This is a genomic window from Kribbella sandramycini, assembly GCF_013131805.1.
Classification (GTDB): domain Bacteria; phylum Actinomycetota; class Actinomycetes; order Propionibacteriales; family Kribbellaceae; genus Kribbella; species Kribbella sandramycini.
In genome coordinates this window covers 227,476-249,728 of the sequence record NZ_JABJRC010000004.1, presented here as the reverse complement: position 1 = coordinate 249,728, position 22,253 = coordinate 227,476, and the positions used below count along the sequence as shown (strand labels likewise).

General features: G+C 69.0%; 22 protein-coding genes and 1 tRNA gene. 15 read left to right on the top strand and 8 right to left on the bottom strand.

Going from position 1 to position 22,253, the window contains the following annotated elements:
- Positions 1 to 38 precede the first annotated feature (38 nt).
- Genes HPO96_RS19350 through HPO96_RS19340 form a run of 3 tightly spaced genes read right to left on the bottom strand, consistent with a single transcriptional unit; the run spans position 39 to position 5,624 of the window.
- On the bottom strand, positions 39 to 1,076 hold the full coding sequence (locus HPO96_RS19350; RefSeq protein ID WP_171674896.1) for an adenosine deaminase: 1,038 nt from the start codon (positions 1,074 to 1,076) through the stop codon (positions 39 to 41).
- A gap of 60 nt (positions 1,077 to 1,136) precedes the next feature.
- The gene (locus HPO96_RS19345) at positions 1,137 to 4,394 is read right to left on the bottom strand and encodes a S8 family peptidase (protein WP_171674895.1); all 3,258 of its coding nucleotides are present in this window, start codon (positions 4,392 to 4,394) and stop codon (positions 1,137 to 1,139) included.
- 36 nt (positions 4,395 to 4,430) lie between these two features.
- The gene (locus HPO96_RS19340) at positions 4,431 to 5,624 is read right to left on the bottom strand and encodes a pyridoxal phosphate-dependent aminotransferase (RefSeq protein WP_171674894.1); all 1,194 of its coding nucleotides are present in this window, start codon (positions 5,622 to 5,624) and stop codon (positions 4,431 to 4,433) included.
- A 302-nt stretch (positions 5,625 to 5,926) separates the two neighbouring features.
- Between HPO96_RS19340 and HPO96_RS19335 the strand changes: the two genes are divergently transcribed.
- The 5 genes from HPO96_RS19335 (at position 5,927) to rplA (ending at position 8,718) form a co-directional block, all read left to right on the top strand.
- A tRNA-Trp gene (locus tag HPO96_RS19335) sits at positions 5,927 to 5,999 on the top strand.
- A gap of 55 nt (positions 6,000 to 6,054) precedes the next feature.
- A complete protein-coding gene (gene secE, locus HPO96_RS19330) occupies positions 6,055 to 6,297 on the top strand; it encodes a preprotein translocase subunit SecE (protein WP_171674893.1) in 243 nt (80 codons plus the stop codon).
- A gap of 79 nt (positions 6,298 to 6,376) precedes the next feature.
- Entirely contained in the window at positions 6,377 to 7,471 is a 1,095-nt protein-coding gene (gene nusG / locus HPO96_RS19325) for a transcription termination/antitermination protein NusG (protein WP_171674892.1), read from the top strand.
- A 9-nt stretch (positions 7,472 to 7,480) separates the two neighbouring features.
- Positions 7,481 to 7,912, top strand: coding sequence for a 50S ribosomal protein L11 (gene rplK, locus HPO96_RS19320; protein ID WP_132411459.1), 432 nt, complete (start codon positions 7,481 to 7,483; stop codon positions 7,910 to 7,912).
- Positions 7,913 to 7,995: 83 nt separating this feature from the next.
- On the top strand, positions 7,996 to 8,718 hold the full coding sequence (gene rplA, locus HPO96_RS19315; RefSeq protein WP_171674891.1) for a 50S ribosomal protein L1: 723 nt from the start codon (positions 7,996 to 7,998) through the stop codon (positions 8,716 to 8,718).
- A 55-nt stretch (positions 8,719 to 8,773) separates the two neighbouring features.
- On the opposite strand, the gene HPO96_RS19310 is transcribed toward rplA, so the two are convergent.
- Positions 8,774 to 9,808 (bottom strand): alpha-hydroxy acid oxidase, encoded by a 1,035-nt coding sequence (locus HPO96_RS19310; protein ID WP_171674890.1) that lies wholly within the window; start codon positions 9,806 to 9,808, stop codon positions 8,774 to 8,776.
- A 196-nt stretch (positions 9,809 to 10,004) separates the two neighbouring features.
- Here HPO96_RS19310 and srmL point away from each other — a divergent pair, with 196 nt between their 5' ends.
- Positions 10,005 to 11,123: a PheS-related mystery ligase SrmL gene (srmL, locus tag HPO96_RS19305; RefSeq protein WP_171674889.1), complete on the top strand. Its 1,119-nt coding sequence runs from the start codon at positions 10,005 to 10,007 to the stop codon at positions 11,121 to 11,123.
- On the opposite strand, the gene HPO96_RS19300 is transcribed toward srmL, so the two are convergent.
- Positions 11,078 to 11,599, bottom strand: a complete 522-nt coding sequence (locus tag HPO96_RS19300) for a hypothetical protein (RefSeq protein ID WP_202886163.1) — start codon at positions 11,597 to 11,599, stop codon at positions 11,078 to 11,080. The genes srmL and HPO96_RS19300 overlap by 46 nt on opposite strands.
- A gap of 134 nt (positions 11,600 to 11,733) precedes the next feature.
- Here HPO96_RS19300 and HPO96_RS19295 point away from each other — a divergent pair, with 134 nt between their 5' ends.
- Genes HPO96_RS19295 through HPO96_RS19285 form a run of 3 tightly spaced genes read left to right on the top strand, consistent with a single transcriptional unit; the run spans position 11,734 to position 14,278 of the window.
- Positions 11,734 to 12,990, top strand: coding sequence for a histidine kinase (locus HPO96_RS19295; RefSeq protein WP_171674888.1), 1,257 nt, complete (start codon positions 11,734 to 11,736; stop codon positions 12,988 to 12,990).
- 5 nt (positions 12,991 to 12,995) lie between these two features.
- The gene (locus HPO96_RS19290) at positions 12,996 to 13,640 is read left to right on the top strand and encodes a response regulator transcription factor (RefSeq protein WP_202886209.1); all 645 of its coding nucleotides are present in this window, start codon (positions 12,996 to 12,998) and stop codon (positions 13,638 to 13,640) included.
- Positions 13,640 to 14,278: a hypothetical protein gene (locus HPO96_RS19285; protein WP_171674886.1), complete on the top strand. Its 639-nt coding sequence runs from the start codon at positions 13,640 to 13,642 to the stop codon at positions 14,276 to 14,278. The genes HPO96_RS19290 and HPO96_RS19285 overlap by 1 nt, the downstream gene beginning before the upstream one ends.
- Here the strand turns inward: HPO96_RS19285 and HPO96_RS19280 are convergent.
- Genes HPO96_RS19280 through HPO96_RS19270 form a run of 3 tightly spaced genes read right to left on the bottom strand, consistent with a single transcriptional unit; the run spans position 14,271 to position 17,809 of the window.
- The gene (locus tag HPO96_RS19280) at positions 14,271 to 14,906 is read right to left on the bottom strand and encodes a bifunctional 4-hydroxy-2-oxoglutarate aldolase/2-dehydro-3-deoxy-phosphogluconate aldolase (RefSeq protein ID WP_171674885.1); all 636 of its coding nucleotides are present in this window, start codon (positions 14,904 to 14,906) and stop codon (positions 14,271 to 14,273) included. The genes HPO96_RS19285 and HPO96_RS19280 overlap by 8 nt on opposite strands.
- A 10-nt stretch (positions 14,907 to 14,916) precedes the next feature.
- On the bottom strand, positions 14,917 to 16,509 hold the full coding sequence (locus HPO96_RS19275) for an N-acyl-D-amino-acid deacylase family protein (protein WP_171674884.1): 1,593 nt from the start codon (positions 16,507 to 16,509) through the stop codon (positions 14,917 to 14,919).
- 1 nt (position 16,510) lies between these two features.
- Positions 16,511 to 17,809, bottom strand: a complete 1,299-nt coding sequence (locus HPO96_RS19270) for a type III PLP-dependent enzyme domain-containing protein (RefSeq protein ID WP_171674883.1) — start codon at positions 17,807 to 17,809, stop codon at positions 16,511 to 16,513.
- A gap of 142 nt (positions 17,810 to 17,951) precedes the next feature.
- Here HPO96_RS19270 and HPO96_RS19265 point away from each other — a divergent pair, with 142 nt between their 5' ends.
- The 6 genes from HPO96_RS19265 to HPO96_RS19240 all read left to right on the top strand — a co-directional run bounded on the left by HPO96_RS19265 (position 17,952) and on the right by HPO96_RS19240 (position 22,096).
- A complete protein-coding gene (locus tag HPO96_RS19265; RefSeq protein ID WP_171674882.1) occupies positions 17,952 to 18,911 on the top strand; it encodes a sugar kinase in 960 nt (319 codons plus the stop codon).
- Positions 18,908 to 19,642, top strand: coding sequence for an IclR family transcriptional regulator (locus HPO96_RS19260; RefSeq protein WP_171674881.1), 735 nt, complete (start codon positions 18,908 to 18,910; stop codon positions 19,640 to 19,642). The genes HPO96_RS19265 and HPO96_RS19260 overlap by 4 nt, the downstream gene beginning before the upstream one ends.
- Before the next feature lie 3 nt (positions 19,643 to 19,645).
- Positions 19,646 to 20,062 (top strand): RidA family protein, encoded by a 417-nt coding sequence (locus tag HPO96_RS19255; protein WP_337796716.1) that lies wholly within the window; start codon positions 19,646 to 19,648, stop codon positions 20,060 to 20,062.
- A 61-nt stretch (positions 20,063 to 20,123) separates the two neighbouring features.
- The gene (locus tag HPO96_RS19250; protein ID WP_171674880.1) at positions 20,124 to 20,393 is read left to right on the top strand and encodes a type II toxin-antitoxin system Phd/YefM family antitoxin; all 270 of its coding nucleotides are present in this window, start codon (positions 20,124 to 20,126) and stop codon (positions 20,391 to 20,393) included.
- Entirely contained in the window at positions 20,383 to 20,829 is a 447-nt protein-coding gene (locus HPO96_RS19245; protein ID WP_171674879.1) for a type II toxin-antitoxin system VapC family toxin, read from the top strand. The genes HPO96_RS19250 and HPO96_RS19245 overlap by 11 nt, the downstream gene beginning before the upstream one ends.
- A gap of 82 nt (positions 20,830 to 20,911) precedes the next feature.
- Entirely contained in the window at positions 20,912 to 22,096 is a 1,185-nt protein-coding gene (locus HPO96_RS19240) for an MFS transporter (RefSeq protein ID WP_171674878.1), read from the top strand.
- Positions 22,097 to 22,253: the final 157 nt, after the last annotated feature.

Here is a 22,253-nt window from a genome sequence, read left to right as displayed (position 1 = left end):
GAACTCTCCACGCACTTTTCCGGACCCCGGCGCCCGCGTCAGTAGGTGGTTGCCGGGGTGGTGGTTTCCAGCCAGGTGTCGATGTCGGCCAGGAGGGATTTCTGGACGTCGGGGGGTGCGGTGGAGGCGAGGATGGAGGAGCGGGCGAGGGCGGCTAGTTCGGGGTCGGTGAAGGCGTGGGTGGTGCGGGCGGTTTCGTATTGCTCGGCCAGGCGGGAGCCGAAGAGGAGGGGGTCGTCGGCGCCCAGGGCGATGCGGGCGCCGGCTTCGTAGAGTTGGCGGAGGGGGACGTCTTCGGGGCGGCGGTAGACGCCTAGGGAGACGTTGGAGGCCGGGCAGACCTCCAGGGCTACCTGGGCGTCCACTAGGCGTTTCAGGAGCTCTGGGTCTTCTACGGAGCGGACGCCGTGGCCGATGCGGCCGGCGCCTAGCTCGTCGAGGCAGGTGCGGACGGTGGCGGGGCCGCAGAGCTCGCCGCCGTGCGGGGCGGCGAGGAGACCGGCGTTGCGGGCGATGCGGAAGGCCGGGGCGAACTCGGAGGTGCTGCCGCGGCGTTCGTCGTTCGAGAGGCCGAAGCCGACGACGCCGCGGCCGACGTACTGCGAGGCGAGGCGGGCCAGGGTGCGGGCGTCCAGGGGGTGGCGGGTGCGGTTCGCGGCGATGATGACCTGGACGGCGATGCCGGTCGAGGCGGCTGCGTCGCGGGCGGCGTCCAGAACCAGGTCGGTGAACTCGGTGATGCCGTGGAAGCGGCCCGCGTAACCGGACGGGTCGACCTGGATCTCCAGCCAGCGCGAGCCGTCGGCGCGGTCGTCTTCGGCCGCCTCGCGGACCAGCCGCCGGACGTCGTCCTCCGTGCGAAGCACCGAGCGCGCGATGTCGTAGAGCCGCTGGAACCGGAACCAGCCGCGCTCGTCGGCCGCGGACAGGTCGGGCGGCCACTCCGTCCGCAGTGCATCGGGGAGCCGGACACCGTGCTTGTCCGCCAGCTCGACCAGCGTCAGATGCCGCATTGAGCCGGAGAAGTGAAGATGCAGGTGTGCCTTGGGCAGCACCCGCAGATCACGCTGCGTCATTACCGAAGGTTACAGACCCGGCACGCACCCGGCGAAATCCGGGTGCGTACCGGGCGGTCACTACCGGGCCACCTTGTACGCCCGCTCGATCACCTGCTCGACCGCATTGCCCTTGCTGTCAACGGCCTTCGCCTTCAGCCACACCGACGTCGCACCGGCCGGAGTCGGCACCGCAGCGGTGTACTTGCCGTTGCCGAGCGCCCGGAGCTTCGCCTCCTGCCAGGTGACGCCATTGTCGGTAGACGTCTGGACAGCCAGTGACCGCAGCTTGCCGACAGGAGTGCCGGGCACATGCTCGACGCTGATCGGCAACTGGTGGCTCGGGCCGCTGCGCAACACGTTGTGGACGTCGACTGCCGGACGGAAGCGCACTGCCCACACCGGCAGTCCTGTCGGCCCGCTGGTCGTGTCGGACCGGAACGACCAGGCCGTCCAGGTCCGCGTCGACGCATCCAAGAAGGGCTGCGCTTTGGTCTCCAGCGCGACGCGGTAGTCCCCAGGACCGGTCGGAACCTCGATGTTCTCGAAGCGACCGGTGTAGTCGGGGTACTCGCCCCCAGTAACGAGCTCGCCGTTCCGATGCACCGAGAGCGTGCCAAGGCCGAACTGATCGCCGTAGTGGTCGGTGCTGTCGGCCTGTCGTGGTTGCAGGAGCAGTCCGTCGCCGGTGCGCTGGAACGATGCTGCCCGTCCCACCCGGAGAGCTGGTCCGATCGTTGCCCGGCCCCAGTCGTCGTTGTACGTCCGTCCAGCCACGTAGGTGGTCGGTTCGCGGTGGACGAAGCCCGCATCACCGTTGATGAGGAGAGCATCGGCTCCCCACCGCACGCCCTTCGCAAGTGCATACACCGATCGGCCGGCCGGCAGCTTGTACGAATACCCGTAGCCGATTCCGCCAAGCTCCTCCGAGCCCTCACCGGTGACGCTGAGGACCGCGGTGGTGTCCGGTGCCTGAGCAGCGACCGTCTCCCGGACGACGGCCAGCTCGCTGCGCTGGACGTTCTTGCTCAGCCCGTCGAAGATCCGGCCCGGCAGCGGCCAGGCCAACGCGTACAGGTACGGCGAGTTGGCGAAGAACTCGCCGTCGCCCGGTTTCGCCCACTGGCTGCGGGCGATGCTGGCCAGGCCAGGGATCGACGGTCCGAGCTGCGTGACGTAGATCGGCTCGTCGAGCGTGGCCGCGATGCCGCTGCCCCAGCGCCCGCCAGGGGTCGGGAAGCTGTAGCTGAGCCCGAGCAGCGCCTCTCGAGCTGTCGGCTCGGGCACCGACACTGTCATCGGCTTCGCCTGCCGGGCGTCGACCACGATGGTCCGATCCGTGCTGAGATCGACCAGCGGCTGGACCAGGAGGTTGCCGTCGGTGCGGTTGCGGCCGGTGCCGATGGTCGAGTCGAGGAGGAACTTGCCCTTGGGCAGGCGCAGGTTGGTGATGCCGTCCGCCTCCTGCGCGAAGATCGGCCAACCGGTCAGCTGATGGTCCACCACAGTGTCGGTGTAGTCGGCTGTCGGGGCGCCGGTGCGGTCGAGGTGCTTGATGGTCAGGTTGTAGCTCTCAGCCTCACGGAAGACAGACATCCGTACTGCCAGATCAACGCCTGCAGCTTTGGCAACGACCTGGCCGTTGTAGCGGCCGTCGGTGCCGCTGTGGTTCGTGTTCGAGGTGACGGTCACCTGAGCGGTTCCACGTGCGGGCACAGTGAGGGTAGAAGCGCTCAACGCCAACGCCCCCGCCGGTGCGGCCTGTCCGGCCTCGTCCTGCAACGTAGCGCTCAGCTGCAGCGTCACCGGCTCATCGCTGTCGTTCGTGTAGGTCAGTCGCTTGCTCTCCGCGACGTCGTCCGAATGCGGCCACTGCTGTGCCGCAAACGCCAGTACGCCGGTGTCGGTGGTCACCTTGAGCCCACGCGCCGCAGCGACGTCGATGCGACCGGAGCCCTGCTCCAATGGGCTCAGATCGGCATTCGGGCGCGCTGTGGTCATCAAAGCGGCCTTCAGGCGGTCAGCGCGCCAGTCCGGGTGTTCCTGTGCCAGAAGGGCTGCCGCACCGGCCACATGCGGTGTGGCCATCGACGTGCCGCTCAGCTTGAGGTAGCTGTCGCCCACTGGCTCGCCGATGACGCCGTCCGCCGACTTAGCCGCGACGATGTCCACGCCCGGGGCGGTGACGTCCGGCTTCGGCGCCTGATCCGCTGTCGGGCCGCGGCCGGAGAAGTCGGCCAGTACGTCGTTCCGGTCAACCGCTCCGACAGTCAGTGCGGCCGCCGCGCTGCCAGGGGAGTCGATCGAGCGGGCGTCTGGGCCATAGTTGCCAGCAGCAATGACAAACAGAGTGCCGTGCTCGGCCGTCAGACGATTGACCGCCTCTTCCAGCGGGTCGATCGTAGGCGTGTCACCGCCACCGAGACTCAGATTGACGATCTTGGCGCCCTCGCGGACCGCCCAGTCCATCCCAGCCAGGATTGCGGAGTCCGAACACCCCCTGTCCTCGCAGACCTTGCCGGACAGCAGCTGCGCGTCCGGTGCGACGCCGCGGTACTTGCCGTCGGACGCCGCACCGGAGCCGCCGATGATCGAACCGACATGCGTCCCGTGCCCAACCGCATCAGACAGTCCGGTACCGGTGAAGTCCTCCGTCACCAGCCGGCCTGAGAAGTCCGGATGCGCAGCGTCGACGCCGCTGTCCAGTACGGCGACCTTCACGCCGCGGCCGGTGTAGCCGGCGGCCCAGGCAGCCGGTGCGCCGATCTGCGGGACGCTGTGGTCGAGCAGCAGTTCACGGCGGCCGTCGAGCCAGATGCGCTTGATCCCAGCGGTGCGCAGTCCGGAGAAGACACCGGGCAACTGGTCCTTCGGCGGTGCCGCAGCCATCGCGCCGACCGCGGGTAGTGCACGGGAAGTAGTACCCCGCACGGCTCCAGCAGGCCCGTCAATGATCAACGGCAGCGTCTTGCGGCTGGCGTCGTCGTAGCCGGCCGCTGCAAGCGCGGTGAGGTCGAACAGGCGCGTGTCCAACCGCTTCTGCGCGATCAGCGGCAAAGCGTCGAGCGGTACGACGGAAACGGCGTCACCGACCTGCAGCGTCCGAAAGCGCGTTCCAGCTCGTCCCGGACCCGGAGTGGCCTGGACCGCGCCACCACCGAGCACACGGACCTTGTCGCCGGTCACCAGCGTGAATTCGAGCCCAGGCCGGAGTTTCGAGCTCAGAGGAGGAGCGGTTGGCGCAGGCGGTGCGCCGGTGCTGGGCGTCGTACCGGCCGCCACCAGTACGACGGCGGCCAGCACCACGCCCGCAGGGCGGAGTAGGCGGAGAGATCTCATGACCTCTGGACGCGGTCACTGCCGCGTCTTGTCACATCAGCTGAGCAATTTGGCGATCCGGCCGATGCCCTCGGCCAGATCGTCGTCGCCGAGGGCGTACGACATCCGCAGGTAGCCGGGCGCGCCGAACGCCTCACCCGGCACCACAGCGACCTCAGCCTCGTCCAGGATGATCTCGGCCAGCTCGGCGGACGTCGTCGGCGTCCGGCCGGCGATCTCGCGACCGAGCAGACCCTTCACGGATGGGTAGGCGTAGAAGGCGCCGGTCGGCGTCGGGCACTCGATGCCGGGGATCTCGTTCAGCAGGCGGACCATCGCGCGGCGCCGCCGGTCGAACGCGACCTTCATCTCCTCGACCGCGCTGAGATCGTTGGTCAGCGCCGCGATGGCGGCCCGCTGGGCGATATTCGCGACGTTCGACGTCTGGTGCGACTGCAGGTTGGTGGCGGCCTTGATGACGTCCTTCGGGCCGATCATCCAGCCGACCCGCCAGCCGGTCATCGCGTAGGTCTTGGCGACGCCGTTCAGGACGACGGTGCGATCGGCGAGCTCGGGTACGGCGACCGGCAGCGAGGTGAACGCGACGCCGTCGTACGTCAGGTGCTCGTAGATCTCGTCGGTGATCACCCAGATGTCGTGTTCCAGCGCCCACCGGCCGATCGCCTCGATCGACTGCGGGCTGTCGACCGCGCCGGTCGGGTTGGACGGCGAGCAGAACAGCAGCGCCTTGGTCTTCGGCGTCCGGGCGGCCTCCAGTTGCTCGACCGTGACCAGATAGCCCTGCGACTCATCGGCGAGCACCTCCACCGGGACACCGCCGGCCAGCTGGATCGCCTCCGGGTACGTCGTCCAGTACGGCGCCGGGAGCAGCACCTCGTCACCCGGGTCGAGCAGCGTCGCGAACGCGTTGTAGACCGCGTGCTTACCGCCGTTGGTGACCAGGACCTGCGCGGCCTCGATCTCGTAGCCGGAGTCGCGCTTGGTCTTGTCGACGACGGCCTGCTTGAGCTCGGGCAGACCGCCCGCCGGGCTGTAGCGGTGGTTCTTCGGATCCCGCGCGGCGGCGACGGCGGCCTCGACGATGTAGTCAGGCGTCGGGAAGTCCGGCTCCCCGGCGCCGAAGCCGATCACCGGGCGGCCGGCGGCCTTGAGGGCCTTCGCCTTGCTGTCGACCGCGAGGGTGGCCGATTCGCTGATGGCGCCGATCCGCGCCGAGATCCGGGAGCTCATGACGCCATCCTGGCACCGGGCCGGCCGGGGCCGCGCCGGGATATCGGAAGGCGGACCGATGTGATCCGGGGAACACGCAGGGGGTGCGGTCCGTTAGGTCGACGTGCAGGCTGTATGGTTCTGGTCGCGGTACGGCGTCCGGTGACGGAGGCGGTACGGGCAGGAGCCGGATCGATCGCGGCGCGACAGGCCGAGTTCGACCAGGTGGCTCCGAACCCGTACACTCTTCTAGTCCGGGCGTTGATGGCCCTGACTCGGCATGCCCGAGATCAGGTCCTGTGCGGCGTCCGGATGGATTGCAGAGGGCACTAGCTCAACTGGCAGAGCATCGGTCTCCAAAACCGAAGGTTGGGGGTTCAAGTCCCTCGTGCCCTGCAAATCCTGACCGGCGCAGGGCCGGTCAGGCCGCCGCTAGCGAAAGAGGTAGGTCGTGACGGAGACGCGCACCCCGGCACCGTCCGGCGCCGGCAAGCCTGCGGAAGGCAAGCAGGGCAGAGGCCTGCTGCGTTTCTACCGCCAGGTGGTCGCCGAGCTCCGCAAGGTCGTCTGGCCCACCCGCAAGCAGCTGTCCACCTACTTCGTGGTGGTTCTGACCTTCGTGGTGTTCGTCATCGCGATCGTCTCGCTTCTCGACCTCGCTTTCGGCTGGGCGATCCTCAAGGTCTTCGGCTGAGCCGAGGCCCTCGCCGCCCACGAACGACGGTCCCGGGTCCCGGCCCGGTCAACTGCCAGACCAGAACCCCGATGCACAGATGACGGAGTACGACGTGTCCGAGCGCGACGACGAGATCCTCGACAACGAGGACGAGTTCGACGTATCCGACTCCGACCTCGAGTTCGACGAGAACGACACCGACGACCTGTACGGCGACGACGACGATGACGACGACCCGTTCGCGGATCTCGATGTCGACGACGACGATGACGACGTCGATCTGGACGCCGAGGAGCCGGAGTACGTCGCCGACGACGAGGCCGAGGAGGGCCCGGCCGACGCCGACGACTCCGACGACGAGCCGGTCGTCGTGGTCGCCGCGGCGGACGAGGCCGAGGCCGCCGAGGTCGTGACCCAGGACGACGTCGACGACGCCGCCGAGGAGCCGGTCGCCGAGACCGCCGTGGCCGCGGCCGCGGTCGACGAGGTGGTCTTCTCCAGCGCGGACGAGGACACCGCGGACGACGACGAGGACGACGACGAGGACGAGGACGTGGAGCCGGCCGAGCCGGTGGACCCGCTCGAGGAGCTGCGTGGCCGGCTGCGCTCGCAGTTCGGCGACTGGTACGTCGTGCACACGTACTCAGGGATGGAGAACCGGGTCAAGGGCAACCTGGAGAACCGGATCAACTCCCTGAACATGGAGGACTACATCTTCGAGATCATCGTGCCGACCGAAGAGGTCGCCGAGATCAAGAACGGTCAGCGCAAGATGGTCAAGCGCACCGTCCTCCCCGGCTACGTGCTGGTCCGGATGGACCTCACCGACGAGTCCTGGTCGACCGTGCGGCACACGCCGTCGGTGACCGGTTTCGTCGGGAACAGCCAGAAGCCGGTCCCGCTCAGCCTCGAAGAGGTCGAGAAGATGCTTGCCCCGGCCGTCGTTGCGGCGGCCGAGGCGGCGGCAGCCGAAGCCGGCGCCGCTCCCGCCAAGACGGCGGCGAAGAAAAAGGTCGAGGTGGCCGACTTCGGGGTCGGCGACTCGGTCATGGTGGTGGACGGGCCGTTCGCGACCCTGCACGCCACGATCACGGAGATCAACGCCGACGCACAGCGGATCAAGGCGCTGGTGGAGATCTTCGGCCGGGAGACCCCGGTGGAACTCAGCTTCAACCAGATCCAGAAAGTCTAAGGACCCGAAATGCCTCCCAAGAAGAAGATCGCTGCCCTGGTCAAGGTGCAGCTCCAGGCCGGCGCAGCGACGCCGGCCCCGCCGGTCGGTACCGCGCTCGGTCCGCACGGCGTCAACATCATGGAGTTCTGCAAGGCGTACAACGCCCAGACGGAGTCCATGCGCGGCAACGTCGTGCCGGTCGAGATCACCATCTACGAAGACCGCTCCTTCACGTTCGTCACCAAGACGCCGCCGGCGCCGGAGATGATCAAGAAGGCCGCGGGTCTGCAGAAGGGCTCGGCCGTCCCGCACAAGGACAAGGTCGGCAAGATCACCAAGGACCAGGTCCGCGAGATCGCCACCACCAAGATGCCGGACCTGAACGCCCGGGACATCGACGCCGCGATGAAGATCATCGAGGGCACCGCCCGCTCCATGGGCGTGACCGTCGAGGCCTGAGCGCCCCGGCAGCACCAGCACCACCAGTAGTCGTGGCAGGGCGTAGCGCCGCCCGGAGACCACACCCCAGAGAGGAACCAGTCATGGCACAGCGCAGCAAGTCTTACCGCGCAATCGCGGAAAAGATCGACTTCGATCACCTGTACTCCCCGCTCGAGGCGGTTCGGCTGGCCAAGGAGGCCGCGGCCGGCAAGAAGCTGAACTCGACCGTGGACGTCGCGATGCGCCTCGGGGTCGACCCCCGTAAGGCCGACCAGATGGTGCGCGGCACCGTCAACCTTCCGCACGGCACCGGCAAGACGGCACGGGTCCTCGTCTTTGCCACCGGTGAGAAGGCCGAGGCCGCCAAGGCCGCCGGCGCCGACTACGTCGGTGACGACGACCTGATCAAGAAGGTGACCGACGGCTGGCTGGATTTCGACGCCGTCGTCGCCACCCCTGACCTGATGGGCAAGGTCGGCCGGCTCGGCCGCGTCCTCGGCCCGCGTGGTCTGATGCCGAACCCGAAGACCGGCACCGTCACCCCCGATGTCACCAAGGCGGTCACCGACATCAAGGGCGGCAAGATCGAGTTCCGGGTCGACCGGCACGCGAACCTGCACTTCATCATCGGCAAGGCGTCCTTCGACGAGGCCCAGCTGGTGGAGAACTACAGCGCCGCACTCGAGGAGATCCTCCGGCTGAAGCCGGCCAGCTCCAAGGGCCGCTACATCAAGAAGACGGTCTTCTCGACCACCATGGGCCCCGGCGTCCAGGTGGACCCCAACGCCACCCGCAACCTCCTCGAGGAGAACGCGGACGCCTGATCCAGGTATCGGCTTCGGCAAGGCCCCGGGATTCTTCCCGGGGCCTTTGCTCGTTCTAGGGGCGGACGACGAGGTCGGGCGTCAGGTCAACGGGCCGTGGGACTCCGACCAGTTGAAGGGTGTGTTCGAGCTCTTCGGTGAGATCGGTCAGCATGCGGGTCACCCCCGGCGCGCCCTCGGCGGCCAGGGCCCAGAGCGCGGGTCGGCCGAGGAACACGGCGCGGGCGCCCAGAGCGAGCGCGGCGAGGATGTGTTCACCGCGCCGGATACCGCCGTCGACGTAGAGCTCGGTGCTGGTGCCGGCCAGCGCCTCGGCGATCTCCGGGAGCGCGTGCGCGGTGGACACGGAGCCGTCGAGCTGGCGGCCGCCGTGGTTGGAGACGATGACGCCGGCCGCGCCCGCGTCGGCGATCCGCTTCGCGTCGTCACCGCGCAGGACGCCCTTGACCACGACCGGGAGGCCGGTGCGCTCGTGGAGCCGGCCGATCACGTCGGGAGTGAGGTCGTCGGCCTTGTCCAGGTCGTCGTCGGACCAATCGCCCTTGGGCACGTTGATCCGCAGCTGCCCCGGCTGGACGTACGACCAGACGACCGGCCCCTCGTCCTCCTTGCGGCCGACCACCGGGGTGTCCACGGTGAGCACGATCGCCTTGGCGCCGCCGGCGACCGCGGCGTCCAGCATCTGCTCGGTGATCGAGCGGTTCCGGACGATGTAGATCTGCAGCCACCACGGCACGCCGGTCGCGCCGAGCTCGGCGAACGTCGTCCCCGCGTTGCTCGAGACGCCGAGCAGTGACCCGGCTGCCTTGACCCCGGCGGCCATCGCGAGCTCGCCGTCCGGGTCCGCGAGCCGCTGCAGGGTCGAGGGCGCGACCAGCACCGGTGTGTCCACCGGGGTGCCGAGGACCGTCGTCCGCAGGTCGATCGCCGAGACGTCCTGCAGGACGCGCGGCCGGAACCGGTACGCCGACCAGGCCGACACCGCCTCCGCGACGCTGATCCCCCCGGCCGAGCCCTGGCGGTAGTAACGATGTACGGCCTCCGGCAACTTCTCGGCGGCCGCCCCCTCCAACGTGTCGATCCATCGCATGCGGCCCATCGTCGCACCACGACGACACCGGAGTCAGTACACTTTCCCCATGAGGCAGCACGGGCGGCGATTTCCCCGCCCCGGCCGGCACGACGGTGCCGACGGGGTGAGCTGCTGCTGCGCTCTCTCCTGAGGTGACCGTGGCCGACCGGGGTGTGAAGCCCCCCGTCGAGACCCTCACCTTCTGGAGACACCCATGTCTGCCCTCACTCTCGAGGAACTGCACGCCGCTCTGTCCCTGCGCGACCTGGCGGATCCGGCCCAGGGCCCGCACGCCATCCAGCTGATCGTCGACTCGATCCGGACGACGCTCGGCCGCGCCTGGCCCTACACCGAGATCTGGACCCGCCGCGACCACCCCGTCGTCCTGCTCGCGGACAACTACGACAACCTCGGGTACGCCGCCGGCGCGGTCACCCGGGAGGCCCGCTACACCCGCTATGCCTCCGCGACCGAGGTCCTGCGCAGTCACACGTCGGCAATGGTCCCGCCGGCGCTGCGCGAGCTGGCCACCGCGGAAGCCTCCGACGTGCTGCTGATCTGTGCCGGCATTTGCTACCGCCGGGACTCCGTCGACTGGCAGCACACCGGTACACCGCATCAGCTCGACCTGTGGCGCATCAGCCGTAACGTCACCCTCGGCGAGCCGGAGCTGGTGGAGATGATCGAGCGCCTGGTCGAGACCGTGCTGCCCGGCCAAACCTATCGGACCGTGCCCGCGGTGCACCCCTACACGATCCACGGCCGTCAGATCGACGTTCTCCTCGACGACGAGTGGATCGAGATCGGCGAATGCGGTGTCGCCGCGCCGCACATCCTGCGCAAGGCCGGTCTGGACGAGAGCTGGACCGGTCTCGCCATGGGCCCGGGCCTGGACCGGCTGCTGATGCTGCGGAAAGGCATCCGCGATATCCGGCTGCTCCGGTCGAGCGATCCGCGGGTGGCCGAGCAGATGCTCGACCTGGCGCCGTACCGCCCGGTGTCGACGATGCCGCCGGTCCGCCGGGATCTGTCGGTCGTCGTCGGCGCGACCGCGGACGTGTCACCCGAGGTGCTCGGCGACAAGGTGCGCGACGCGCTCGGCCCGGACGCGGACGCCGCCGAATCGCTCGACGTGCTGGGCGAGACGACGTACGACGAACTCCCACCGGCCGCCCGGCAACGGCTCCAGCTCATCCCCGGACAGCGAAACCTGCTGGTCAGGCTGGTCCTCCGGCCGGTCGATCGGACCCTCACCGACGCGGAAGCGAACCAGCTGCGCGACAAGGTCTACCGCGCTCTCCACGAAGGCCCGGTCCTCGAACTGATCGGCTGACGCAGCTCGCGGACGGCGACGGCCCACGCGCACAGGGCCAGCGGGATCTCCAGGAGGAGAGCCATCGCCAATGCGAGCGTGTGGTCGAAGCCGGCGCCAGCAGTGCTGACGTCGAACCAGGCGTCGGCCAGGAGCAGCGTCCCGGCGGCCATCGAGGTCAGGACGGCGTACTTGTTGCGGGTGTGCAGCAGGTACGCCGTCAGCCCGGCCGCGGCCGCGATCGCGACGTCGAGGCCGATCCAGGTCAGCTTCCAGTGGGTGACCTGGTAGGTGCTCGGTAGGGTCGCGGCCAGGATCAGGCACCAGGGCAACAGCACCGCGGCAACCCCGGCCGAGACCAGCGCCGCGATGCCGCCTGGTGAGCGGCGCGGGCGGATCCGGCCGTCGAGGCGGCCTTCGGCGATGTAATCGTCGAGTGCCTCGGCGACCCGGTCGTCGATCGCGTCCCCGAGCTGCACGGTCAGTGGAGTCGTCATGACAGCGAGCATCACCTGGCGGCACCTGGACGCGCATTGTGGCGACCCCACGAATCCGGGTGGGGTTAACCCCCGGTAGCGGTCGTGGGTTTGCCGGATGCCGCCGGACCGCATCCGCATCGTAGGTTGGCGGGGTGAGCACGAACGAGGCTGTTGTTCCGACACGGCCGTGGCAGTTGTGGCGTTCGCCGTACTTGTGGCTGGCAACGGTCCACCTCGTCGGCGACGCCGTTGTCGTGCTGACCTCCGGTGTGCTCGTGCTTGCCGCGGTCGCTGTCGTAGTGCTCGCCTGGCCGCTGACCTTCTTCGGCATTCCGCTGAGCGCCGCTGCGGCCCGGTGCGTCTACACACTGGCCGGTTGGGAACGCGCTCGGGCCCGGATCACCCGCGGCCAGCAGGTCCGCGCGCTCACGCCACCGACTGACGCCCGCGACGCGGCCCGCGACCCGAACCTGTGGCGGCAGTTCCTGTACTTCGCACTCTTGTTGCCGGTAGCAACCGCGTGGGGAGGGCTGCTGGTGGCCGCCTGGTCGGTCCCGCTGGTCGCGATCGGGTTGCCGCTGTACTTCGCGAAGTTCGCCGCCGGCCGGGCGCAGTTCGGCCCGTTCGTGGTCGACAGCGTCGATCGGGCGCTGTTCGCCGCCGTGCTCGCGGCAGCCTTTCTCCTGCTGGTCACGCCGCTGCTGATGCGGGCGGCGTCGGCAGCCGACGGCTGGCTCGTCGGTCGGCTTCTCGGACGCTCGGAGACCAGTGCGCTGACCGAGCGGGTCAGCAAACTGGTGGCCAGCAGGCAGCAGGTGGTTGATTCGGTCGAGGCCGAGCGGCGACGGATGGAGCGCGATCTGCACGACGGCGCCCAGCAGCGACTCGTGTCGCTGGCGATGACGCTGGGCCGGGCGAAGAATCGGCTCGGCCAGGACGAGCAGGCGGTCCGGGCCTTGATCGAGCAGGCGCACGCCGAAGCCCTGCAGGCGATCGCCGAGATCCGTGACCTGACCCGAGGGCTGCATCCGCCCGTGCTGACCGACCGCGGGCTGGACGCGGCGCTTTCCGCGGTGGCAGCGCGCTCACCGGTCCCGGTATCGGTGACGGTCGACGTCGAGCCGCGGCCGTCGCTGACAGTGGAGTCGATCGCCTACTTCGTTGTGACCGAAGCGCTCACCAACGTCGCGAAGCACGCGCGGGCCGCCCAGGCCCGGGTCTCGGTCACCCGCACCGGCGGCATCCTGCGGATCGAGGTGTCGGACGACGGGCAGGGCGGCGCGCACCTGGGTGGCGGAACCGGCCTGCAGGGCCTGTCCGATCGGGTTGCCGGCGTCGACGGCCGGCTCGGTCTCAGTAGTCCGGTGGGCGGTCCGACCGTCCTGATCGCGGAGGTGCCGTGCACATGACCAGCTTGCGAGTTGTGATCGCCGAGGACTCGGTGCTGTTGCGCGAGGGCATCGTGCGGTTGCTGGAAGAGCAGGAGTGCGAAGTCGTCGCCGCAGTAGGCGACGGTGACGAGCTGCTGAAGGCCGTCGCCGAGCACCGGCCGGACGTGTGCGTGGTCGACGTCCGGATGCCGCCGACGTTCACCGACGAAGGACTGCGGGCGGCGCTCGTGCTCCGCGAGCAGTTCCCCGGGACCGGCGTCCTCGTGTTGTCGCAGTACGTCGAGGAGCGCTACGCGAGCGAGTTGATCGGCGGGAACCCTGGTGGCGTTGGCTACCTGCTCAAGGACCGGGTGGCGGATGTCGACCAGTTCCTCGACGGACTGCGCCGGGTCGCGAGCGGTGGCGCCGCACTGGATCCGGAGGTGATCGCGCAGCTGCTGGTGCGGTCGCGGACGAGCGATCCGCTCGCTGCGTTGAGTCCGCGGGAGCAGGATGTCCTGCGGGCGATGGCCGAAGGCAAGTCGAACACCGGGATCGCGAAGGCACTGGTCGTCGGTGAGAGCGCAGTGGAGAAACACATCAGCAGCATCTTCGCCAAGCTGCGGCTGGCACCGGCCGAGGGCGAGCACCGGCGTGTGCTGGCCGTGCTGCGCTTCCTGGAGGGCTGATGGCAGTCACGACGGCGCAGCGCCGCATGCTGCTGATCGGCCTGGTGCCGCTCCTGCTACTCGTGGTCGGCGGCGGTGCGGTCACCGTGTCGGCGATCAGCGGGAAGCTGCCGTTCGAGTACCGGACTGCGGCTTCGGTCGGCCCAAACGGCGTGCGGGTCGTTTCGGGGATTCCGACCCAAGTGATTGGCGGAGACGACGATCAGGTCCGGGTTCACATCGATGGGACGTACGGCGCGCAGCGGCCGCGGATCGACGTCCGCACCGCCGGAGGTGTGCTGGAGATCGAGGCGAGCTGTCCGGACCGGAACTGCGCAGTGGAGCTGACGGTCGAAGTTCCGGCAACGAAGCTACAGGTCCAGGCAGAGGCATCGGTGACGATGCGCCGGCTACGCACTCCGGACGTCTCCGTTGACGGACGGCGCGGCTCACTGACCATGCAGTTCGACGAGCCGCCCCGACAGCTGTCTGCGAGAGCCGGCGAAGGGGCGATCAGCCTGCGGGTGCCCAGTGGGACGTCGTACGCCATCGATGCGGTCGCGGCCGAAGGCACAACGGATATCCAAGCGGCCAACGATCCAGCCGCGCCGCATCGCCTCTACCTGCGTACCAGGTACGGCAGCATCGAGGTCAGCTGATCGCAGTGATGAAGGCTTTGGCCTTCTGAGTGATGGTGGTCCACTCGGCGGCCGCGACGTCGGCGGGGGAGACGACGTCGGTGCCGGCGCTGACGGCCAGGGCACCGGCGTCCAGGTAGTCGCGGGCGTTGCCGGCGTTGATGCCACCGGAGGGAACGAGCGGTACGCCGGGGAACGGGCCGTTCAGGTCCTTGAAGTATTTCGGGCCGAGTTGGTGCGCCGGGAAGATCTTGACCGCGTCCGAGCCGAGGGCGAGCGCGGTCATCACCTCGGACGGCGTGAATGCGCCGAGGACGACCGGTACGCCGGCCGTTCGCGCGGCCTCGGCGATCGCGGCCGCCTCCAGACCCTGGCCCGGTGTCACGAGGAACTGGGCGCCGGCGTCGATCGCCTGCTGGGCCTGAGCGCCGGTCTGGACGGTGCCGGCGCCGACCACCGCGCCGGTCTCGGCGGCCGTCGAGGCGGCGCGTTCGAGGTGCCGCGGCAGGTCCGGCGTCGTGTAGGTCAGCTCGACGACGTGGATGCCGCCGGCCACCAGCGCGGCGCACAGATCCCGCGCGTCCGAGATCTCCGGAGCTCTGACCACGGTCAGAACACGGTCGGCGCGCAGCAGGTCCAGGGTGCTCATAAGGTTCCTCTCAACCGTCGGTACGACGGATGGCTCGGCCGGGCAGGTCGTCGGTGCGGTGGCCGTCGTCGATGACGGGCGTGCCGTTGACCAGGACGTACGGGATGCCAACGGCCTGTTGGCGGGGGTTCTCGAAAGTGGCGGTGTCGTGGATGGTCGCGGGATCGAACAGCACGAGGTCGGCGTGGTAGCCGGCCCGGACCAGCCCGCGATCGGTGAGGCCGAGGCGGCGAGCGGCGCGGCCGGTCAGGTGGTGCACGCAGTCGGCCAGTTCGAGGACGCCGAGCTCGCGCACGTAGCGGCCCAGATACCGCGGGAAGGTGCCCCAGGAGCGCGGGTGCGGTTTGCCGCCGACCAGGATCGCGTCGGAGCCGCCGGTGTGGCTCGGGTGCCGCATGATCGTGCGGACGTTCTCCTCATGGCCGACGTGTTGCAGGATCGAGGTGCCGAGATCGTCCGCGATCAGCAGGTCGAAGAAGACGTCGGACGCCGGTTTGCCGGTCTCTCCGGCGATCGCGGCGACCGTCCGCCCGACGACGCCGGCCAGGGCCGGGTTGCGGACGCCGCCGATCTCGATCGTCTCCCACTCGATCACGCAGCCGTGGCAGCCGTCCGAGCCGACCTGTTCCATCTCGTGGGCGATCCGGGCCCGCGTGGCCGGGTCCTGGAGCCGGGCGAGTTGCGCATCCGGGCCGCCCTCGGCGGTCCAGCTCGGCAGCGTCGCCGCCAAAGTAGTTGCTCCTGGCAAATAAGGATAGGTGTCGGTGGAGACGTCGAGGCCGTCGGCCAGGGCCTTGTCGATCATGGCGATCAGGTCGGCGCCGCGGCCCACGTTCGGCGCGAAGTTCATCACCGCATGGGTCAGGTGCAGTGCACAGCCGGCTTGCCGAGCCACCTCGACCATCTCGCCGTAGGCGTCCAGCGCGCCCCGGCCGTACGAGCGCTGGTGCGGCGCGTAATAGCCGCCGTACTGCGCGACGACGCGGCACAGCTCGACGAGCTCCGCTGTGTCGGCGAACATGCCCGGCGTGTAGGTGAGGCCGCTGCTCATCCCGACCGCGCCCTCGCGCAGGGCGTCCGCCAGCAACACCTTCATCTGTGCCAGCTCGGCCGGCGTCGCCGGGCGGTTCTCGGTGCCGACGACCATCATCCGCAGCGTGCCCTGCGGGACGAGGTAGGCCGCGTTACAGGCGATGCCCTGGTCGAGGCGGTCCAGGTAGCCGGCGACGGTCGACCAGGAGAAGTCGAAGTCAGCGGGTTCGCCGTTCCAGCCGGCGATCTGACGGCGGATCGCGGCGCGGGTCGGGTCGTCGATCGGTGCGAACGACAGCCCGTCCTGGCCGAGGACTTCGAGGGTGACGCCCTGGCTGACCTTGGCCGTGTGGTCAGGGGTGGCCAGGATCTGCAGGTCGGAGTGCGCGTGCATGTCGATGAAGCCGGGGGAGAGCGCGAGCCCGGCGGCGTCGATCGTCCGCCGGGCGGCCGGTCGTTCGGCGCCGATCGCCGCGATCCGGCCGGCGTCCACGACGACGTCCGCGGTGTAGCCGGGCGCACCGGTCCCGTCGAGGACGGTCGCGCCGGTGATCAACAGGTCGGCGGGCATCTCAGAAGTACGTCCGGATCAGGTCGACGACGACGGGGTCGGCGGCATCCGGGTCGTCGATCAGCGGGATCAGGCCCCACTTGTCGAACGCCGTACAGGGGTGCGACAGCCCGAGCCGGAGCTCGTCGCCGATCAGCACCTCGGCATCCCCGAACTGCAGATAGCCGTGCTGGTCGTTCAGCTTGGTCACCGTCATGCCGGTCGCCGGAAGGACCTGCGCGTCGGCCGATCGCGGGCGGATCAGCTGCGGCTCCGGCATGTCCTGGTCGACCGGGAAGTCGCGCCGGCCGGCGTCGAAGATCGCGAGCCCGGGCTCGGGTTGCGAGGTGATCCGCATCCAGCCGTGCATCGCGGCGACGAGCTGCTCGCCGTCCGTCCGGGGTGACTCGCCCAGCGGTGACACCCGGCGGTACAGGCCGTCGTCGTGCGAGATGTAGGCGCCCGAGCGGACGACGACGCGCGCGTCCGGCGCCAGCGGCCCGAGCACCTCGGCGACCAATTCGAAGTACTCGCTGCCGCCGGCGGTGACGATCGGTACGACGCCTGGGTCGTACAGCTTGCGCAGCCGCTCGTGCAGCGCGGCCATCTCGCGCAGGAAGGCGCGCACCTCCGCCAGCCCGGTCTCCTCGACGCCATGACCGACGGCGCCCTCGTAGCCGGCCAGGCCGACCAGACGCAGCGTCGACGACTCGCTGATCGCGCGCGCAATCGCCTCCGCGGTCTCCAGATCACGAGCGCCGGTCCGGCCGCCGAGCCCGCCGAGCTCGACCATGACGTCGAGCGGTCGCGCGTCCGCGTCGACGTACGCCGAGCGCGCGGCCTCCATGATCTCGACGGTCCGGACCGAGTCGGCCCAGACCATCACCTCGAACTCCGGGTCGCGGGCGAGCTCGTCGGCGACCCAGCGCAGCTGGAGCGGGGAGACCACCGCGTTCGCGATCAGGACCCGGCGGACGCCGAACTGGCGCGCGATCCCGAGGTGGAAGACGTTGGCGAGCGTGATCGCCCAGGCGCCGGCATCGAGCTGCTGGGCCCAGAGCGCGGGCGCCATCGTGGTTTTACCGTGCGGCGCGTGCTCGACGCCGTGCTGCGCGCACCAGCGAGCCAGGGTCTCGATGTTGTGCCGGACGCCGGGCGCGGACAGCGTCATCAGCGGAGTCGGCAGCTGGGAGAGCCGGGGCCGGTCGGCCAGCACCTCGGCGATGGTCCGGCCCCAGAACGCGGGCGGCAGCACCCGGTCCTGCCGGGTCACCTGCTCCTCGGCAAGCGCGGCGACGGCGTCGGCATCGTAAGCAGGCATCGGTTCCCCTGAAAGGTTCGAGTTGCAGAATACGCAACGCTGATTGCGTAGTCTGACCTGACGGTTGTAGCATCACGCCCAAACATGCGTCAACGACACGTGTTTCGCACCTATCCCATCACTCCGGAGCCCAGGAGCGCAGATGCCCGCTGAGACGGAGCCGGCCGCGGTGGTCTGTCTCGGCGAGGCGATGATCATGCTCGCGGGTGCCGCTGGGCCGCTGGAGGACGTGGAGACGTTCCATCGTTCGGTCGGTGGCGCGGAATGCAACGTGGCCGGCGGGCTGGCCGGTCTCGGCGTCCGGACCAGCTGGCTCTCCCGGCTGGGCGACGACGGTTTCGGCAAGCAGGTACTACGCGATCTGCAGAGCCGTGACGTCGAGGTCGGCGGGGTTGAGATCGACCCGGAGCGCCCGACCGCGCTGTATGTGAAGGAGACCCGCGACGGGCGCTCCCGGATGCACTACTACCGCACTGGGTCGGCGGCGTCCGCAATGAGCCCGGCGTTCCTGGAGCGTCCGGCGGTGGCCGAGCGGCTTGCCGGCGCGCGCATCGTGCACACCACCGGTATTACCGCTGCCCTGTCTGATGACACAGCCGCGATGGTCAGCGCGCTCAGCGGTGACTTCACGCTGAGCGTCGATCTGAACTGGCGGCCGGTGCTGTGGCGCAACAAAGACCCGGAGCCGCTGTGGCGGCTGCTCAAAGCGGCCGACATCGTTCTGATCGGCGCTGACGAGGCGCTGGTGTTTGCCGGTACCAGCGACCCCACTGAGCTGCACGACAAGCTCGGTGGTCGCTGTGTGCTGGTTGTGAAGAACGACGCGCACACGGCCACCGCGCTGACACCAGAGGGTCGGACGGATGTCCCTGCGCTCACCGTACAGGTAGTAGAGCCGGTTGGGGCCGGAGACGCCTTCGCGGCGGGCTTCCTGGCCGGCACGCTCGAAGGGCTCCCGATGCAGCAGCGGCTACGCCTCGGGCATCTGAATGCCGCAGCGGTGCTCGCGGTGCCACAGGACCACGCAGCACCGCTGGATCCGGCTCTCAAGGCCAGGCTGCTGAACTGCTCGGACGAAGAGTGGGCGGCGACCAAGCTATGAGTCAGAGCCTCTCAAGAGCCCTGCAGATTCTGGCCAGCCTCGGTGAGGGCGACCGGTCACTCGACCAGCTGGCAACCGAGCTCGGTGTGCACAAGACCACCGTGCTGCGTCTCCTGCGCACGATGGAGGCCGACCGCTTTGTGCGCCGAGACGATCAGCACCGCTACCGCCTCGGCTCCCGCCTGTTCGCCTTGGCGGACGCCGCGCGCGAGCAACACGTCGTCCGCGAGGTTGCCGCGCCGCATCTACGCCAGCTGAACCAGAAGACTGGCCAGACCGTCCATCTGGCCGCCTGGGAGAACGGCGAGGCGCTGTACGTCGACAAGCTCGACAGCGTCCGCACCGTGCGGATGTACTCGCAGGTCGGCGTACCGGCCGCGCTGCACTGCACTGCGGTTGGCAAGGTCCTGCTGGCCGCGCAGCCGAAGCGCCAGCGGGAGGCGGTGCTGGCGTCGCTGGAGTACCACGCCTACACGCCGCAGACGCTCACCGGACCGGATGCGCTGCGCGACGAGCTGGACGGCGTCCGCGCCAACGGCTGGGCTCAGGACAAAGGTGAGCACGAGTCCTTCATGAACTGCATCGGTGCGCCGATCGTCGACCACGCGGGGCGTGTGGTCGGGGCTGTGTCGGTATCGGTGCCGGATGTGCTGTTGAACTACGAGCAGGTGCTGGAGCTCCTGCCTGAGCTGCTCGCCACTACCAAGGCGATCAGCGCCGACTACAACTGAGAGGTGTCCGACCAGATGTCCGACAAGACCGCAGTCACCACCACCGACGCGCCCGCTCCGCTACCCGTGTTCTCGCAGGGTGTCCGCAAGGGCAACGTGCTGCAGGTGTCCGGCCAGGGCTCGGTCGACCCGGCCACCAGCGAGTTCGTCTTCGTCGGCGACGTGAAGGCGCAGACCACCCGCGTCCTGCAGAACATCGAGGCGATCCTGATCGCCGGCGGCGCCACCTTCGACGACGTCCTGATGCTGCGCGTCTACCTGACCAAGCGCGAGGACTTCGGCGCGATGAACGAGGCGTACGCCGAGTTCCTGGACGGCCGCACCCCGAGCGGCGTCCTCCCCTCACGCACCACCGTCTTCACCGGCCTGCCGCTGCCCGACATGCTCGTCGAGATCGACGCCCTCGCCGTCCTGAGCTGACCGTTCTGCCACGTAGTGGCACTATGTAGCACTACGTGGCACTACGGGGTATCCTGCAGGTATGAGTGGACAAGCCGAGATCACGCAGCGCGATCTGCGGATGCGGTCGAAGGAGATCATGGACGCCGTCCAAGGCGGTCAGTCCTTCACGGTCACTCGCGATGGTCATCGCATCGGCGAGCTGATCCCCTTGCGGCGCAGGCGCAGGTTCGTCCCACGCGAGGAGTTCGCGGCGATGTCGCGGACCGCGCCGACGATCTCGCTGGAAGCGTTCCGGGCAGATCAGGACACCTTCGCCGATCACGAGCTCGACGATTCCTATGGCCGGTGAGTACGCGCAGGGCCTCCTCGACACGAATGTGGTGATCCTGCGGGCGGGGATCGATCCCAGCGCGCTGCCCGACGAGATGGCGATCACCGCTGTCACGCTGGCCGAGTTGTCCGCGGGGCCGCACCAGGTACGCCGGAACGATGAGCAGAACGCGTACGACGAGCACCTCGAACGTGCGTCCCGAATGGACATCCTGCAGCGTGCGGAGAACGAGTTCGATCCGATTCCGTTCGATACCGAAGCGGCGCGGATCTACGGCCGGGTCTGCGCGGCCGTCCTGTCCGCCGGCCGGTCGCCGCGCGGTCGGATCGCCGACCTGATGATCGCGAGTATTGCGGTGGCCGAAAGCCTGCCGTTGTTCACGGTCAATCCTGATGACTTCAAAGGCCTGGAGGCGTTGCTGACGGTAGTACCCGTGCGGCATCCCGGCGGTTGAACCGCGGCCGGAGAGCTCCGGGTGGTGCGTTAGGGTTTTTGTATGCAGGAAACCGGTGATTGGTGCAACTGGAGACCTGCTGATGACTAGTCCGGCGACCCTGCTGAAGATCGCACCGTCGGTCTACTTCCCCGCACTGCTCTACGGAATCGGCCAAGGCGCCATCGCGCCGGTCGTCGCCGTTTCGGCCACTCACCTCGGTGCGTCGCCGGCTGTTGCTGGTGTGGTCGTGGCGGCGGCCGGGCTGGGGAAGGTCATCGGTGACATCCCCGCAGGCGCTCTGACGAACAAGATCGGCGAACGCCGCGCCATGCTGGGCGCCACCGTCCTCGTCGCCCTCGCCTTGGTCTGCTGCCTCCTGGCGCCAACTGTCTGGATGCTGGCCGTGGCCATCGGTCTGACCGGTCTGGCCGACTCCGTGTGGGGCCTGGCCAGACAGGCATACCTGAGCGAGGCGGTGCCGATCGAGCTTCGTGCCCGTGCACTGTCCACGCTGGGCGGCGTCCAACGCATCGGCTCCTTCATCGGCCCGTTCCTCGGCGCGCTGGCGATGCGCTTCCTCGGCATGGACGGCGCCTACTGGGTCCATTTCGTGGGCGCGACGCTGGCCTGTGTCGTGCTGCTCAGCCTGCCGGAGATCGAGCATGTCCGCAGCCGCAGACAGGTCTCGGCGCAGTCGACGGTCGGCGTCATCCGCGAACACCTACCGGTACTGCGCACCCTCGGCGTCGGCGCCCTCCTCGTCGGAGCGGTCCGGGCGTCACGCCAGGTCGTGATCCCGTTGTGGGCCTTGCACATCGGCCTGGATGCCCAGACGACCAGCATCATCTTCGGCCTGTCCGGTGCGGTCGACATGCTGCTCTTCTATCCAGCCGGCTCGATCATGGATCGGAAAGGCCGCAAGTGGGTCGCCGTCCCGTCCATGTTCGTCCTCGGCCTCGCCCACCTCCTCCTCCCACTCACCCACTCCACCGTCACCCTGACCGCCGTCGCACTCCTGATGGGCGTCGGCAACGGCCTCGGCGCCGGCGTCATCATGACGCTGGGCGCCGACGCGTCCCCCGCAGTCGGCAGAGCCCAGTTCCTAGGCGCCTTCCGGCTCTTCGCCGACACCGGCAACGGCTCAGGCCCACTCCTGATAGCCGCCGCGACAGCCCTGCTCGGCCTGGGCCCGGCCATCGTCATCATGGCTGGGACGGGATGGGCTGCTGCCGCGGCGATGCAGCGGTGGATCCCGCCTCGCCCGCACGCTGTGCGTGCAAGTTGACTCTGTCGATTTGGTCATCGTGACTATGCCAATTACTATCAATCTTGCCGAAGACCGCTGGTTGCTGCCCTAGGTAGCTGAAAGTCCCACTCAGGTGGGCGGCCCGCGCAGGTGATGAGAAGTGTGAGTGTATGTTCACGCCCTTGCCGCCTGTGCA